The sequence below is a fragment of the Pedobacter gandavensis genome (assembly GCF_032678745.1).
Lineage (GTDB): Bacteria > Bacteroidota > Bacteroidia > Sphingobacteriales > Sphingobacteriaceae > Pedobacter > Pedobacter gandavensis_C.
In genome coordinates, this window is record NZ_JAVTST010000005.1 from 147,262 (window position 1) to 162,664 (window position 15,403).

The following is a 15,403-nucleotide window of genomic DNA, read 5'->3' on the forward strand; positions in this document are numbered from 1 at the left end:
AAAATGATAACAGAGAAAATTAAAAAAACAGTTAGAGACGTACATGATTTCCCTAAACCTGGAATTGTATTTAAAGACATTACGCCAATTTTAAAGGATCCGGACTTATGTCAGGAGATCCTTAAATCTTTAGCCCTGCAGTTGGCAGATGAAAAGATTGATGTGGTGGCAGGAATAGAAAGTAGAGGTTTTTTATTTGGCCCTGGATTGGCACAACTGTTAAATGTACCTTTTATTCCAATTCGTAAGGCTGGAAAACTACCTTATAAGACCATTAAAGAATCTTATGCCTTAGAATATGGAACAGCAACAATTGAAGTGCATGAGGATGCTTTATTTGCCGGACAAAGAGTATTGATTCATGATGATTTATTAGCTACCGGTGGAACTGTGGTTGCAGCCTCTAAACTGGTGATGCAATTGGGCGCAACTGTAGCGGCTTATTCCTTTATTATCAGCCTTGATTTTTTAAATGGAAAAGATCGCTTAACATCTTATGCGGCGAATGTACATTCCCTTGCGGGGTATTAATGTTTTCGGAGAAGAGTATGAATGCAATCCTAATCTAGTTAGGATTGCACATTCACAAATATAAATTGGGGGGAGTTATATACTAGCTGGTGATTTTACAGGCTTGGTAAAAGCAAAAAAGGAACAACACGATAGCGATTACCTTTAGCAGGACAATCGAGTATCGGGTTACATAGGATTTGTTGATGTTTTTTAGATACATGGTGTATTGTTTATATAGATAATTGATATGTTTTCTATATTCTTGGAATAGATTTTTGTTTATGTATTTATTTTGCCGTAAAATTACTTCTGGATAATAGGATTGTCAACTGAGAAAATACGCAGTTATGTCCTGTTGTCCAGTAATTCTTCTATAAAAAGAAACCATATTCCAATGAAAATGCAGTCGAGAGAGAACTTTGGGGATTATTCTAAAACATTTATTACAGATGTTCCTGCGGATTTGGAAAGTGAAACGGCCATTTTTTTTGCCCGGACTTTGCCCATATTCCCGGATGAAGCGATTTACATTTACTCTTTTAAATTAAACCGCATGATTTATGCCGGTGGATGGGAAGAGATTCTTGGCTATAAAGACAGTGAAATTAATATGCTGGCCCTTGTGAATATGTCGGCTCCGGAATTTGCTCCTTTCTCTCATGAGCTCAATGATAAAGCCCTTCAGTTTATTCATCAAAAAAGCAAAGACCTGGAGAAGTACAGTTTCAGTATAGAATTAAAGAAGATTCATAAGGATGGAACAGCGGTTCCTATATCTGCCAGGGTAGGGGTGTATAGTTCCGAAAATGGAAAGATCACTGCCATTATAGGTCGTTTTCAAGTGAACAGAAGTCTTATTTTTGGAAAGGTAATGCGTTATGCTGCTTATGGGCCGGAAAAGGAGAAATTTGAAGAGGAGTTGAATAAGATTTTATTCAGCTATCTGGCGATTTCAAATAAAGAACGGGAAGCTTTGGAGCTGGTGGCAAAAGGTTATTCCTTTAAAGAGATTGCTCATGACCTTAAGGTTTCTCATTCTGCCATAGAAAAGCGGATCATTCCTTTATATAAGCGTTTCAATGTGAAAAGTCTGACGCACCTTGTCAGCTTTGCCTACGACAATTCTATTTTGCCTTAACTTCATGTTGTAGGTCTAGGTTCACACGAAGTACATTTGAATCGGCGATGCCAATCTGTTTAAATAGATTTTCCCAGCGTTCTTCATGTTGCTCCGTGCTTTCTTCGTTGCCCATCACCCATATGGTATTCATTTTCTTTAGGTGTTCTTTGTTGAAAGGACCATATTCCGGGTTGTCTAGCAACTCATAAAATAATGGGGCACGTAGAATGTCTTTTTTGATCAGTCCGCCTGGATTGATGTCATCAATAATCAATAGGGAAGAATCATGCCAAGCCCATGATCCCGGCGAAATGGCTACCCGCTCTGCTTTTTCAAAAAACATAGACAATAATTTTGTGGCGGTAACATAACTGCATCTGTTGTTTTTAATCGATAGTTCTGTGGCTATGGCTACCGAAAGAGAGGTTTTGCCACTGCCTTTAGCGCCAAATAACAAAAGGTGTTTTCCGCTTTGCGGGTTTTTTACGAAATCAATAATTACCATTTTATGCTGTTCCTGGATTTTGAACTTCCATTGGCTAAGTCTGAGCTGGAAGGGATATCCTGCATTTTGAAGGTGCATTTTTGTGGAATACCAATAATAAGAAGGATAAATCACCAATACGGCAAGGATTAGGAAAGCCAGCATTGCAGCGGGGGTATAGACGCAGAGTAAGCTGCAGGCAAATGCACCTAAGCCAAAAAAACAGAGGTCGGTAAGGGTATCAAAAGTGATGTTCCCCCATTCGGGGTGAAAGATATAGGCTTTGTTTTGAAGGTCCTGATTTTTTTGGTTGACATTAAATAGAAGAGGCCCTAGGAAGTTGTATAGTTCAAATAGAATCCAACATCCCCAGATGATGCAGGGAGCCCAGATCTCAGGCCCGGATATTTCGGTTTTTCTGATGAGAAAGGTATATAATATAAACGTTGGAATAAAACCAAGGGAAAAATGACCAAACTGATTGGCCATCCAGGAGTAGCTGAGGGTTACGCCACGGTAGGCATCTTTTCCAATCAGGTCATTTTTTAACTGTTGGAAAATGTCTTTTCGGGTAATAAATCTCATGATCGCGTTTAATTTGTGGTCTTTTCAAAACTAAATTAAAAAAAAATATAAACAAGTATTCTATACGATTGCTTTCCTTAAAAATGATGGGGTACGGTTAATGAACTAAATACCGTTTCGTTCTATCAGGGAGCGAATTTTCAACTGTGGTTGTAAGCGGTTTTTTTCATTATAATTGTTCAAATTCAAACAATAAGATATGTTAGAAACGATGGATAGTTCTGTAGGATACAATTTTAGTATTTCAGAAAATCAGGAGATGATTAGGAAGATGGTAAAAGATTTTGCTGAAAAAAACATTCGTCCTCATGTGATGGAATGGGATGAAGCGCAACATTTTCCTGTAGAAGTTTTCAAGAAACTCGGCGGATTAGGATTGATGGGCGTACTGGTTCCTGAAATTTATGGAGGTTCTGGTTTTGGCTATCAGGAATATGTAGATGTAATTGTAGAGGTGGCTAAGGTTTGTGGCTCTATCGGTTTGTCCGTAGCAGCACACAATTCTTTATGTACCGGACATATTTTAGCTTTTGGTACGGAAGAACAAAAACATAAGTGGTTGCCTAAGCTGGCTTCAGCGGAATGGATTGGTGCCTGGGGCTTGACAGAGGCGAATACCGGCTCTGATGCTTTAGGTATGATGACTACTGCGCGTTTAGAAGGCGATGAATATGTTATCAACGGGGCTAAAAACTGGATTACTCACGGTAAAAGTGGTGATGTAGCGGTAGTCATGGTGCGTACAGGCGAAAAAGGAGATTCGAAAGGGATTTCTGCAATCGTAGTAGAACGTGGTACTCCTGGTTTTTCTGCTGGTAAAAAGGAGAATAAGCTTGGAATGCGTGCTTCGGAAACTACTGAGATGATTTTCGACAACTGTCGCGTGCCTAAAGAAAACCTGTTGGGTAATGTAGGTGAAGGATTTAAACAGGCCATGAAAGTATTGGATGGTGGCAGGATCTCTATTGCTGCTTTATCCTTGGGTATTGCAAAGGGGGCATATGAAGCTGCTGTTGCTTATTCAAAGGAACGTCATCAGTTTGGACAAGCGATCGCTAGTTTTCAAGGGATCAGCTTTAAGCTGGCAGATATGGCCACAGAGATCGAGGCTGCAGAGTTATTGATCAGACAGGCTGCTGATCTTAAAAATCGTGGATTACCGATGACTAAGGAATCGGCGATGGCTAAATACTTTGCTTCTGAAGTATCGGTGCGTTGTGCCACAGAGTCTGTACAGATTTTTGGCGGATATGGATACACGAAAGATTTTCCGGTAGAGAAGTTTTACAGAGATAGTAAATTGTGTACGATTGGGGAGGGAACCTCAGAAATACAAAAAATTGTGATTGCAAGGGAGATTTTAAAAGATTAATTTAATACCTTACAATTTATATAAAGCATATTCTAACCAAATATAACCAAGAACGGATACGGCGAATTTAGGTTCGCCGTATTTTTTTTAGTTTATCGAGATGATTTCGTAGACGACATAATTGCTGTAGCCTCTCCAGGGCAAGGCTCCCATGTATTCTTTATAACGTAGTTCGAACACTTTTCCACTATTCAGCATCATTTTCTCCGCTATTTCCGGATTATCTACTGAAAATTCAAACTCATTAGACTGGATGTTTCCTGTTTGCTTGGAGCGTATTCCAGATTGAATCAGTTTTCCTTCATAGGTCTTAAACAAATAACCTTTCTTAACGACATAGTTTAGCTCTCCGGCCTTTACGCCTTCTCCGAGTACAAAGTAGAAGCGGAAGTATAAGAAGCTACCCAAGCCCAGCAGGATAATGCCGAGGATAATGAAAAGCGTTTTTTTTGATTTCATAGGACGATGGTTAAGTATTAGATCATAGACAAAATTAACTGTGCTTTGTTTTAAATAAAAATACACTTATTGTTTTGATTCTCAAAACAAAACTCTATCTTTGCAATCCTAAAAACAACGAGAGGGGGTATATTACGTTATGATTATCATTAATATTAAAGACGGCGAATCACTAGATAAAGCCTTGAAACGTTTCAAAAAGAAATTTGAAAAAACAGGTGTGTTAAGAGAATTGCGTAGCCGCCAAGCTTATGAGAAAAAATCTGTAGCTCGTCGTACGTTAGTTAAACATGCTATTTACAAGCAGAACATGCAACTTGAAGGAACTGTATAGTTTCTAAAAAGTTTCTATGATATTAAAGCGCTATTGGTGAACCCAGTAGCGCTTTTTTATTTTTAATGTGAAAATTCTGACCATTTCACGCGGGATCTTTTGTATATTCACTTATCGTGTTTTACAAATAGTATGCCTATGGTTGTTGCGCAATTCCTCCTTTATCTCCAGCACGAGAAACGTTATTCTCCGCATACTCTGAACTCATATCAAACGGACTTGTTGCAGTTTAGTGATTATCTGTTGCAGTCCTTTGAATTGCCCTTACCGGAAGCCGGTCATGCGCAGGTGAGGAGTTATATGGTGTCCTTGATGGAAGAAGAGGTTTCTGAGCGTTCTATAGGAAGGAAGCTTTCTACGCTTCGTAGCTTCTATAAATACCTGTTGCGCGAGGGTTTGATCAAGGCCAGTCCGATGACGCTGGTTAGAGCGCCCAAAATACCCAAAAGACTTCCTGTATTTATAGAAGACCAGAAGCTGGATGTTTTATTGGACTCCGAAGAATTTTTTAATGATAGTTTCTCTTCTGTTCGGGATAAACTGGTGATTGAAACTTTGTTTGGAACGGGGATGCGTTTGGCGGAATTACTATCATTAACTGAGCAAAGCATTGATTTTTATGGCGCTACGATCCGTGTGATAGGGAAAAGAAATAAAGAAAGAATTATCCCCATCAGTAAACTCCTTGCAGATCAGCTAAAAGCTTACCTTGACTTAAAAACATTACAAAATTTTCATAACAAAATGGGCCCCTTATTCGTTACAGATAAAGGAGCCACGGCTTATCCTAAACTAATTTATAGGATCGTGACCAGTTATTTGACATATATATCCACACAGGATAAAAAAAGCCCCCATGTGTTGCGTCATTCGTATGCAACGAGCCTTTTGAATAGGGGGGCAGATTTGAATGCAATTAAAGAGTTATTAGGGCATGCCAGTCTCGCGGCAACTCAGGTGTATACCCATAACTCTATCGAGAGATTAAAATCAATATATAAACAAGCCCATCCAAAGGCATAAAAAAGGAGGAAACAATGAAAATTACAGTTCAATCGATCCATTTCAATGCAGACCAGAAATTGTTGGAGTTTATTCAGAAGAAAACAGATAAGTTAGATCAATTCTTCGACCAGATTATTAGTGGAGAGGTTTATTTAAAATTAGAAAATGTAGACGATGAAGCAAACAAGATAAGTGAAATCAAACTGATGGTTCCGGGCGTTACGATGTTCGCAAAGGAACAATGTAAATCTTTTGAGGAGGCGACAGATTTGGCAATTGAGTCGTTAAGGAAGCAAATCACTAAACACAAAGATAAAACACGAGAAAAATTAAGTGAACATAAAGCAATTTTAAATGCCGACGAAGTATCTGATTATTAGGATGATATTTTTGAGGTTTTCAATAAAAAGGGTGGCAGGATTAAGTCCTGCCATTTTTTTTTTAAAATAATTTTGGATCATATTAAAATTGGTGTACATTTGCAATCCCAATCAGAGAGGGCGTTTCTCTTAAAAGATTCGGATTAGTTCTGTGAAAGATTAAAATTGAAAAATCATTGTGCAACCATTGCAATGATCATATTAGCCTCCTTAGCTCAGCTGGTAGAGCAACTGACTTGTAATCAGTAGGTCATTGGTTCGATCCCGATAGGAGGCTCTTTTAACTTCGATACTGCAAAGTATTGGCAGGTTAAAGGTAGGGGGGGATACCAGAGTGGCCAAATGGGACAGACTGTAACTCTGTTGTCGCAAGACTTCGAAGGTTCGAATCCTTCTCCCCCCACAATAAAAAAGCGAAAGTAGCTCAGTTGGTAGAGCGATAGCCTTCCAAGCTATAGGTCGCGAGTTCGAACCTCGTCTTTCGCTCAAAATTGGAAAAGCTGGAGAATCGGCAAGGAATTGAGTAGTTCAATTCGAATATTAAAATTGAACTACTTAATTTAATTTAGATTGAAGCTGAGATTAAAAGCCGAAGTAGCTCAGCGGTAGAGCACTTCCTTGGTAAGGAAGAGGTCGTGGGTTCAAGTCCCATCTTTGGCTCAAGATAAAAACAAGCTTTGTTGAATCTGTCGTTTATAGCAGTTGAACAAGGTTTTTTGTGTTGAATTTGTATCAAAACAATTAATAAATAAAAAAGTTATAACCTACTAATAAGTATAAAAACATGGCAAAAGAAAAGTTTGACCGCAGCAAGCCGCACTTAAACATCGGCACAATCGGTCACGTTGACCACGGTAAAACAACCTTAACAGCAGCTATCACTAAAGTGTTATCTGATGCTGGTTTATCTGAGGCGCGTTCATTTGATTCTATTGACTCTGCTCCAGAGGAAAAAGAAAGAGGTATCACTATCAATACAGCACACGTTGAGTATTCAACAGCTAACCGTCACTATGCACACGTTGACTGTCCAGGTCACGCGGATTATGTAAAGAACATGGTTACTGGTGCTGCACAAATGGATGGAGCTATCATCGTTGTAGCTGCTACAGATGGTCCAATGCCACAAACTCGTGAGCACATTCTATTGGCTCGTCAGGTTGGTGTTCCTTCATTGGTAGTATTCATGAATAAAGTGGATATGGTTGACGATCCTGAATTACTAGAATTAGTAGAGATGGAAGTTCGTGAATTGTTATCTTTCTATGAATTCCCTGGTGATGATATCCCTGTAATTCAAGGTTCAGCTCTTGGTGGCTTGAACGGAGATCCTACTTGGGTTGCTAAAATCATGGAATTAATGGATGCTGTAGATAGCTACATTCCAATCCCTCCACGTTTAACTGAACTTCCATTCTTAATGCCTGTTGAAGATGTATTCTCGATCACTGGTCGTGGTACTGTAGCAACTGGTCGTATTGAGCGTGGTGTAATCAACTCTGGAGATCCAGTTGAGATCTTAGGTATGGGTGCTGAAAATCTTAAATCAACTGTAACAGGTGTTGAGATGTTCCGTAAGATCCTTGATTATGGTGAAGCAGGTGATAACGTAGGTCTATTGTTACGTGGTATTGAGAAAACTGATATCCGTCGTGGTATGGTAATCTGTAAACCAGGTTCAGTAACTCCTCACACAGATTTCAAAGCTGAGATCTATGTATTATCAAAAGCAGAAGGTGGACGTCACACTCCATTCTTTAACAAATACCGTCCACAATTCTATTTCCGTACCACAGACGTTACAGGTGAAATCACCTTAGTTGAAGGAACTGAAATGGTAATGCCAGGTGATAACGTTACTATCAATGTTAAATTGATCAACGCAATCGCAATGGAAAAAGGTCTACGTTTCGCAATCCGTGAGGGTGGTAGAACAGTAGGTGCTGGTCAGGTAACTGAAATTGTAAAGTAATTTAAAGCCAATAGGCATTAAATAACAAATAAAGCAAAGTAGTTGGGCTTTAAAAACCCACTACTTTGTTTCTAATAAAGCTGCTAAATCTTGGTTGAAGAGATAAAGCATAATATACACGGGAATAGTTCAACGGTAGAATAGAGGTCTCCAAAACCTTTGATCAGGGTTCGAATCCTTGTTCCCGTGCTAATAAAAGATTATGGCTAAAGTAGTTCAGTTTATTAAAGAATCGTATGAAGAAATGACCCAGAAGGTTACTTGGCCTACATGGGGAGAATTGCAAAATTCTGCAGTGCTGGTTCTAGTAGCTTCGTTTATCATTGCATTAGTCGTTTTTGCAATGGATAAGGGATCTACTTTTGTTTTAGATACTTTTTATAAATCACTTTCTAATTAATATAGCTAAATGGACGATCAGTTGAAATGGTATGTAGTTAGGGCGGTAAGCGGTAAAGAGAAGAAGGTAAAACAGTATATCGATTCTGAAATTAGCCGTTTAGGTTTTTCTCACCTTGTTCCTCAGGTATTGATCCCAATGGAGAAATACTATCAAATGAAAGAGGGAAAAAAGATTGCGAAAGAGCGTAACTTCTATCCCGGATATGTTTTAATTGAAGCGAATTTGGATGGAGAGCTGGAACACATTATTAAAAATGTTAATAGTGTAATTGGCTTTTTAGGAGATAAAGGCGGAAACCCGGTACCTATGCGTCAAGCAGAGGTTAATCGCATTTTAGGTAAAGTTGATGAGATGAGCCAACAAGGTGAAACCATGAACGTAACTTACTATGTTGGAGAGAACGTAAAAGTAATGGATGGACCATTTAATGGTTTTACCGGCGTGATCGAAGAGGTGAACGAAGAGAAGAAAAAACTGAAAGTAATGGTTAAGATTTTCGGAAGAAAAACTCCACTGGAGCTTAACTATATGCAGGTAGAAAAAGAATAGAAATATTATATAAGATCTTAAATGTTACTTGCTTCCAACATTATAACATTGAGTATTAAAATTAACAAAACAGAAAATGGCAAAAGAAGTCAGTGCACTTGTTAAGTTACAAATCAAGGGTGGAGCTGCAAATCCATCACCACCAGTAGGACCTGCATTAGGTGCTAAGGGGGTGAACATTATGGAGTTTTGCAAGCAATTCAATGCTCGTACCCAAGATAAGCCAGGTAAAGTATTACCAGTTGTAATCACTGTTTATGCTGACAAGTCTTTCGAATTTATCATCAAAACCCCTCCGGTTGCTATCCAGTTAAAGGATGCTACTAAATTAGCGAGTGGTTCTGCTGAGCCCAACCGTAAGAAAGTTGGTTCGGTGACTTGGGATCAGGTTAAGTCAATTGCTGAAGATAAAATGACTGATTTAAATGCTTTCACTATCGAATCTGCAATGAGTATGGTTGCAGGTACAGCACGCAGTATGGGAATCACCGTTAGTGGTGATGCACCTTGGACAAATTAATTAACAAAAAACAGTTTACAACAGTGGCTAAATTAACAAAAAATCAAAAAAAGGCACATGCTAAACTAGAATCTGGTAAAACGTATTCTTTACAGGATGCGGCTGCTTTGGTAAAAGATATCACTACTACTAAATTTGATGCATCGGTTGATATCGATGTAGCATTAGGAGTAGATCCACGTAAAGCCAATCAAATGGTACGTGGTATTGCTACTTTACCACACGGTACAGGTAAAACTGTACGTGTATTAGTTCTTTGTAATCCTGATAAGGAAGAAGAAGCTAAAGCAGCAGGTGCAGATTTTGTAGGTTTAGACGAATATGTAGCCAAGATTGAAGGTGGATGGACTGATGTTGACATTATTATCACTACTCCTGCTTGTATGGCAAAAGTAGGTAAACTGGGCCGCGTTTTAGGTCCACGTAACCTTATGCCAAACCCTAAGTCAGGTACTGTAACTAACGAAGTTGGTAAAGCAGTAACTGATGTAAAAGGCGGTAAGATTGATTTTAAAGTTGACAAAAGTGGTATTATACACGCTTCAATAGGAAAAGTATCATTCCCAGCAGAAAAAATATATGAAAACGCATTAGAAGTACTTCAAGTAATTTCTAAGCTAAAACCATCTGCTGCAAAAGGAACTTATTTTAAGAGCATTCATGTTTCTTCAACTATGAGTCCTGGAATTGCAATCGAAACTAAATCAGTAGCGGGGATTTAATTATGAACAGAGAAGAAAAACACGTAGTAGTTTCAGCACTTCTAGAGAAGATGCAGGAATTCGGTAACTTTTACATTGCCGATACATCAAGCTTATCTGTTGAGAAAGTAAACATCATCCGTCGCAAATGTTTTGAAAGCGGGATTGAAATGCAGGTAGCTAAAAATACTTTGATCAGAAAAGCGATCGAAGGATTAGAAGGCGATGCATCAGAAATCTTTGTAGCGCTTAAAGGTCAATCAGCATTATTATTCTCAACAGTAGGAAATGGTCCAGCTAAGCTGATCAAATCTTTGAGAAAAGGATCTGATAAGCCACAACTTAAAGCAGCATATATCGATTCAACAGTATTCGTTGGTGATAACCAATTAGATACTTTAGTGAGCTTGAAATCAAGAGAAGAGCTTATTGGAGACATCATTGGATTATTACAATCACCAGCTAAGAATGTGGTTTCAGCTTTACAGTCAAGCGGTAACAAAATTGCAGGAATTGTTAAAACTCTTCAAGAGAGAGAAGGTTAAGGAACACCTTAAAAGTTCAAATTATAAATTATTATTTTACGTAAAATTTTTTAAAATCTATAAATATGGCAGATTTAAAAGCGTTTGCTGAGCAATTGGTAAACTTAACAGTTAAAGAAGTTAACGAATTAGCTCAAATCTTAAAAGACGAGTATGGTATTGAACCAGCTGCTGCTGCAGTTGCTGCTGCTCCTGCTGGTGATGCTGCTCCTGCAGCTGAAGAAAAATCAACTTTTGATGTAATCTTGAAAGAAGCTGGTGGTCAGAAATTAGCAGTTGTGAAATTGGTAAAAGACTTAACTGGTCTAGGTTTGAAAGAAGCTAAAGATTTAGTTGATGGCGCACCAAAAGAATTAAAAGCTGGTGTTTCTAAAGACGAAGCTGAAGCTTTGAAAAAACAATTAGAAGAAGCTGGAGCTGTAGTTGAAATTAAGTAATCACTTAATTTTAATATAACTTTAAACATAGACTCCGACTGTATAGTCGGAGTCTATACCTGTTTATAAACATTTCATCTTGTTTGGCTGGTGAAAACGTTTAACGGCAAACCAAACAAATAGTTTATTCTTAAACTAAATTAACTTTAGTCCATTGGCAAATAAAGTCGACCAAAGAGTAAATTTTGCACGTAGTAAGCACATCATAGATTACCCGGATTTTCTAGATGTACAGTTGCAATCATTCAGAGAATTTTTTCAGATCGAGACCACTTCAGATAACCGTCACACAGAAGGTTTATTTAAGGTGTTTGCTGAAAACTTCCCAATCACAGATTCTAGAAATATCTTTGTTTTAGAATTCCTAGATTATTTTATTGATCCACCGCGTTATGATATACCTGAGTGTATTGACCGTGGGTTAACGTATAGTGTTCCATTAAAAGCGAAGCTGAAACTTTCTTGTAATGATGCAGAACACGAAGATTTTGAAACCATCATTCAAGATGTGTACCTGGGAACTATTCCATATATGACCCCTAAAGGTACCTTCGTAATCAACGGTGCAGAGCGCGTAATTGTTTCGCAATTACACAGGTCGCCAGGTGTGTTCTTCGGTCAAAGCCGTCACACAAATGGTACTAAGCTTTATTCTGCGCGTGTGATTCCTTTCAAAGGTTCATGGATCGAGTTTGCTACTGACGTAAATAACGTTATGTATGCTTACATCGACCGTAAGAAGAAATTCCCGGTAACTACATTATTGCGTGCTATCGGTTACGATTCTGATAAAGACATCCTTGAATTATTTGATCTTGCTGATGAAGTAAAAGTTAGCAAATCAGGTTTAAAGAAATACATCGGACGTAAACTTGCTGCAAGAGTTCTAAGAAAATGGGTTGAAGATTTTGTGGATGAAGATACCGGCGAGGTAGTTTCCATTGATCGTAACGAAGTAATCTTAGATAGAGATACTGTTTTAGAAGATGAGCACATTGATATGATCATTGATGCAGGTGTTAAAACGATCATCTTATCTAAAGATGATGGTGCCAGCCAAGCTGATTATACCATTATCTATAATACATTACAAAAAGATACATCTAACTCTGAAAAAGAGGCTGTTGAAAACATCTATCGTGCTTTGCGTAACGCAGAACCACCTGATGAGGAAACTGCAAGAGGTATCATTGAGCGTTTGTTCTTCTCGGATAAACGTTATGACTTAGGAGATGTAGGTAGATACCGCATCAACCGTAAGTTGAAAATGGATACTCCTGATCACGTTAAAGTATTGACAAAAGCAGATATTATTGCGATTGTTAAATACCTGATCAAATTGATCAACTCTAAAGAAGAAGTGGATGATATTGATCACTTGTCGAATCGTCGTGTTCGTACAGTAGGTGAGCAATTATACGCTCAATTTGGTGTTGGTTTAGCGCGTATGGCTCGTACCATTCGTGAGCGTATGAACATTCGTGATAACGAGGTGTTTACACCAACTGACTTAATTAATGCCCGTACTTTATCGTCGGTAATTAATTCATTCTTTGGTACCAACCAGTTGTCGCAGTTCATGGACCAGACGAATCCTCTGGCAGAGATTACGCACAAGCGTCGTCTTTCAGCCCTAGGCCCAGGTGGTCTTTCACGTGAACGTGCCGGTTTCGAGGTGCGTGACGTTCACTATACTCACTACGGTCGTCTTTGTACGATTGAAACTCCGGAGGGTCCAAACATTGGTTTGATCTCTTCTCTTTGCGTTCACGCGAAGATCAATAACTTAGGTTTCATTGAAACTCCATACAAAAAAGTTAAAGACGGAATTGTTCAGGTAGATGAGGATGTGATTTACCTGTCTGCAGAAGATGAAGATGGTAAAACTATTGCACAAGCGAATGCTGCTTATGATGATCAAGGTAATTTCACCACTGCACGTGTTAAAGCACGTTACGAGGGTGACTTCCCGGTTATTGAGCCTGAGAAATTAGACTTAATGGACGTGGCACCTAATCAGATTACATCGATCGCTGCTTCGTTGATTCCTTTCCTTGAGCATGATGATGCGAACAGGGCCTTGATGGGATCCAACATGCAACGTCAGGCCGTACCATTGTTACGTCCTGAAGCACCAATCGTTGGTACAGGTTTAGAAGGTCGCGTAGCCCGCGATTCAAGAACACTGATCAATGCTGAAGGTGAAGGTGTAGTAGAATATGTGGATTCAAATGAGATCACTATTAAGTATGTTAGAAACGATGCAGATCGTTTGGTTTCATTCGAAGGTGATAGCAAAACATATAAATTAATCAAATTCAAGAAAACCAACCAGAATACTTGTATCAACTTGAAACCAATCGTTAAGAAAGGTCAGAAAGTAGTTAAAGGACAAGTACTATGTGAAGGTTATGCTACTGAAAATGGTGAATTGGCGTTAGGAAGAAACTTAAAAGTTGCTTTCATGCCTTGGCAAGGATACAACTTTGAGGATGCGATCGTAATTAGCGAGCGTATTGTTCGTGAAGATATCTTTACTTCATTACACATTGAAGAGTTTGAATTAGAAGTGCGTGATACGAAACGTGGAGAAGAGGAATTAACACCAGATATCCCTAACGTTTCTGAAGAAGCTACTAAAGATTTAGATGAAAACGGTATCATCCGTGTAGGTGCTGAAGTTAAAGAAGGAGACATCCTGATTGGTAAGATCACTCCTAAAGGAGAATCTGATCCTTCGCCGGAAGAGAAATTACTACGTGCGATCTTTGGTGATAAAGCAGGTGATGTGAAAGATGCATCCTTGAAAACTCCTCCTTCGATCAAAGGTGTGGTAATTGATACTAAGTTATTCTCAAGAGCTAAGAAAACTACTAAAGCTGAAGAAAAAGCAGCGATAGAGAAATTAGATAAGAGATATGACCTTGCAACTACTAATCTGAAAAATGAGCTTGTAGATAAATTATTCCAGATTGTAAACGGTAAAACATCTCAAGGTGTATTCAATGTTTACAAGGAATTATTATTCCCTAAAGGCGCTAAGTTTACACAGAAAAGTCTTGCTGATCTGGAGTATGCTCACATCAACCCATACAAATGGACTACTGATGACGAGAAAAATGACCAGATTAAATTGCTATTGCACAACTATGGTATTCGTGTAAACGAAGAATTAGGTGCTTACAAACGTGATAAATTCGCCATCAGTGTTGGTGATGAATTACCATCAGGTATTGTACAAATGGCTAAGGTTTATGTAGCTAAAAAACGTAAATTAAAAGTAGGTGATAAGATGGCTGGTCGTCACGGTAATAAGGGTATTGTAGCCCGTATCGTTCGTGATGAAGATATGCCATTCTTAGAAGATGGAACACCTGTTGATATCGTGTTGAACCCACTGGGTGTACCTTCACGTATGAACTTGGGCCAGATCTATGAAACTGTATTGGCATGGGCCGGTAAAGAATTGGGTGTGAAATTTGCAACTCCAATCTTTGATGGTGCTAAACATGACGAGGTAGAAGACTGGATCGCTAAAGCTGGTGTACCTGCTTCAGGTAGAACTTACTTACATAACGGTTTAACGGGTGAGAAATTTGACCAGCCAACAACTGTAGGTATTATCTACATGTTGAAATTAGGACACATGGTTGATGATAAGATGCACGCTCGTTCAATCGGACCATATTCATTAATTACACAACAACCATTGGGTGGTAAAGCTCAATTCGGGGGTCAGCGTTTTGGTGAGATGGAGGTTTGGGCATTAGAGGCATTCGGTGCGGCTAATATCCTACAAGAGATCTTAACTGTTAAGTCAGATGATGTGATCGGTAGGGCCAAAACTTATGAGGCGATTGTAAAAGGCGAAAACCTTCCTACGCCAGGTGTACCAGAATCATTCAATGTATTGGTACATGAGTTACGCGGATTAGGTTTAGATATTACGTTAGACTAATGTTGAATTTTTTAATGCTGGAACGGACCACAGTTAAGCTGGTGTCCGTTCCGGCTTTTTAAATTT

Annotated in this window: 16 protein-coding genes and 5 tRNA genes; 19 read left to right on the top strand and 2 right to left on the bottom strand. The window is 38.7% G+C overall.

The window, feature by feature from the left end; translation table 11 throughout:
* Window positions 1-3 precede the first annotated feature (3 nt).
* Window positions 4-531: an adenine phosphoribosyltransferase gene (locus tag R2S10_RS16865; protein ID WP_316841590.1), complete on the top strand. Its 528-nt coding sequence runs from the start codon at window positions 4-6 to the stop codon at window positions 529-531.
* Between the two features lie 376 nt (window positions 532-907).
* Entirely contained in the window at window positions 908-1,651 is a 744-nt protein-coding gene (locus R2S10_RS16870; protein ID WP_316841591.1) for a LuxR C-terminal-related transcriptional regulator, read from the top strand.
* Here R2S10_RS16870 and R2S10_RS16875 read toward each other — a convergent pair.
* Window positions 1,638-2,702 (bottom strand): ATP-binding protein, encoded by a 1,065-nt coding sequence (locus R2S10_RS16875; RefSeq protein ID WP_316841592.1) that lies wholly within the window; start codon window positions 2,700-2,702, stop codon window positions 1,638-1,640. The genes R2S10_RS16870 and R2S10_RS16875 overlap by 14 nt on opposite strands.
* A gap of 199 nt (window positions 2,703-2,901) precedes the next feature.
* On the opposite strand from R2S10_RS16875, the gene R2S10_RS16880 reads away from it, so the two are divergent.
* Entirely contained in the window at window positions 2,902-4,074 is a 1,173-nt protein-coding gene (locus R2S10_RS16880; protein WP_316841593.1) for an acyl-CoA dehydrogenase family protein, read from the top strand.
* Window positions 4,075-4,161: 87 nt separating this feature from the next.
* Here R2S10_RS16880 and R2S10_RS16885 read toward each other — a convergent pair whose 3' ends face one another.
* Entirely contained in the window at window positions 4,162-4,533 is a 372-nt protein-coding gene (locus tag R2S10_RS16885) for a hypothetical protein (protein ID WP_316841594.1), read from the bottom strand.
* A 139-nt stretch (window positions 4,534-4,672) separates the two neighbouring features.
* Here R2S10_RS16885 and rpsU point away from each other — a divergent pair, with 139 nt between their 5' ends.
* The 16 genes from rpsU to rpoB all read left to right on the top strand — a co-directional run bounded on the left by rpsU (window position 4,673) and on the right by rpoB (window position 15,337).
* Entirely contained in the window at window positions 4,673-4,867 is a 195-nt protein-coding gene (gene rpsU / locus R2S10_RS16890) for a 30S ribosomal protein S21 (protein WP_062551169.1), read from the top strand.
* A gap of 138 nt (window positions 4,868-5,005) precedes the next feature.
* Entirely contained in the window at window positions 5,006-5,890 is an 885-nt protein-coding gene (locus tag R2S10_RS16895; protein ID WP_316841745.1) for a tyrosine-type recombinase/integrase, read from the top strand.
* A gap of 14 nt (window positions 5,891-5,904) precedes the next feature.
* Entirely contained in the window at window positions 5,905-6,252 is a 348-nt protein-coding gene (hpf, locus tag R2S10_RS16900) for a ribosome hibernation-promoting factor, HPF/YfiA family (protein WP_316841595.1), read from the top strand.
* Between the two features lie 204 nt (window positions 6,253-6,456).
* Window positions 6,457-6,529, top strand: a tRNA-Thr gene (locus R2S10_RS16905).
* A gap of 43 nt (window positions 6,530-6,572) precedes the next feature.
* Window positions 6,573-6,655, top strand: a tRNA-Tyr gene (locus R2S10_RS16910).
* Between the two features lie 10 nt (window positions 6,656-6,665).
* A tRNA-Gly gene (locus R2S10_RS16915) sits at window positions 6,666-6,738 on the top strand.
* Window positions 6,739-6,840: 102 nt separating this feature from the next.
* Window positions 6,841-6,912: transfer RNA gene (locus R2S10_RS16920), tRNA-Thr, on the top strand.
* Between the two features lie 124 nt (window positions 6,913-7,036).
* A complete protein-coding gene (tuf, locus tag R2S10_RS16925) occupies window positions 7,037-8,224 on the top strand; it encodes an elongation factor Tu (RefSeq protein WP_062550293.1) in 1,188 nt (395 codons plus the stop codon).
* A 118-nt stretch (window positions 8,225-8,342) separates the two neighbouring features.
* A tRNA-Trp gene (locus R2S10_RS16930) sits at window positions 8,343-8,413 on the top strand.
* A gap of 13 nt (window positions 8,414-8,426) precedes the next feature.
* The gene (gene secE / locus R2S10_RS16935; protein WP_062550292.1) at window positions 8,427-8,624 is read left to right on the top strand and encodes a preprotein translocase subunit SecE; all 198 of its coding nucleotides are present in this window, start codon (window positions 8,427-8,429) and stop codon (window positions 8,622-8,624) included.
* A 9-nt stretch (window positions 8,625-8,633) separates the two neighbouring features.
* A complete protein-coding gene (nusG, locus tag R2S10_RS16940) occupies window positions 8,634-9,176 on the top strand; it encodes a transcription termination/antitermination protein NusG (RefSeq protein ID WP_062550291.1) in 543 nt (180 codons plus the stop codon).
* A gap of 76 nt (window positions 9,177-9,252) precedes the next feature.
* A complete protein-coding gene (gene rplK / locus R2S10_RS16945) occupies window positions 9,253-9,696 on the top strand; it encodes a 50S ribosomal protein L11 (protein ID WP_037443979.1) in 444 nt (147 codons plus the stop codon).
* 23 nt (window positions 9,697-9,719) lie between these two features.
* Complete coding sequence (rplA, locus tag R2S10_RS16950; RefSeq protein ID WP_062551168.1) at window positions 9,720-10,418, top strand: 50S ribosomal protein L1; 699 nt, start codon at window positions 9,720-9,722, stop codon at window positions 10,416-10,418.
* 2 nt (window positions 10,419-10,420) lie between these two features.
* Window positions 10,421-10,942, top strand: a complete 522-nt coding sequence (gene rplJ / locus R2S10_RS16955; protein WP_316841596.1) for a 50S ribosomal protein L10 — start codon at window positions 10,421-10,423, stop codon at window positions 10,940-10,942.
* Between the two features lie 65 nt (window positions 10,943-11,007).
* Window positions 11,008-11,379 carry a 50S ribosomal protein L7/L12 gene (gene rplL, locus R2S10_RS16960; protein ID WP_316841597.1) on the top strand — a complete coding sequence of 124 codons (372 nt, stop codon included), beginning with the start codon at window positions 11,008-11,010 and terminating at the stop codon, window positions 11,377-11,379.
* Between the two features lie 154 nt (window positions 11,380-11,533).
* Complete coding sequence (gene rpoB, locus R2S10_RS16965; protein ID WP_316841598.1) at window positions 11,534-15,337, top strand: DNA-directed RNA polymerase subunit beta; 3,804 nt, start codon at window positions 11,534-11,536, stop codon at window positions 15,335-15,337.
* Window positions 15,338-15,403 lie beyond the last annotated feature (66 nt).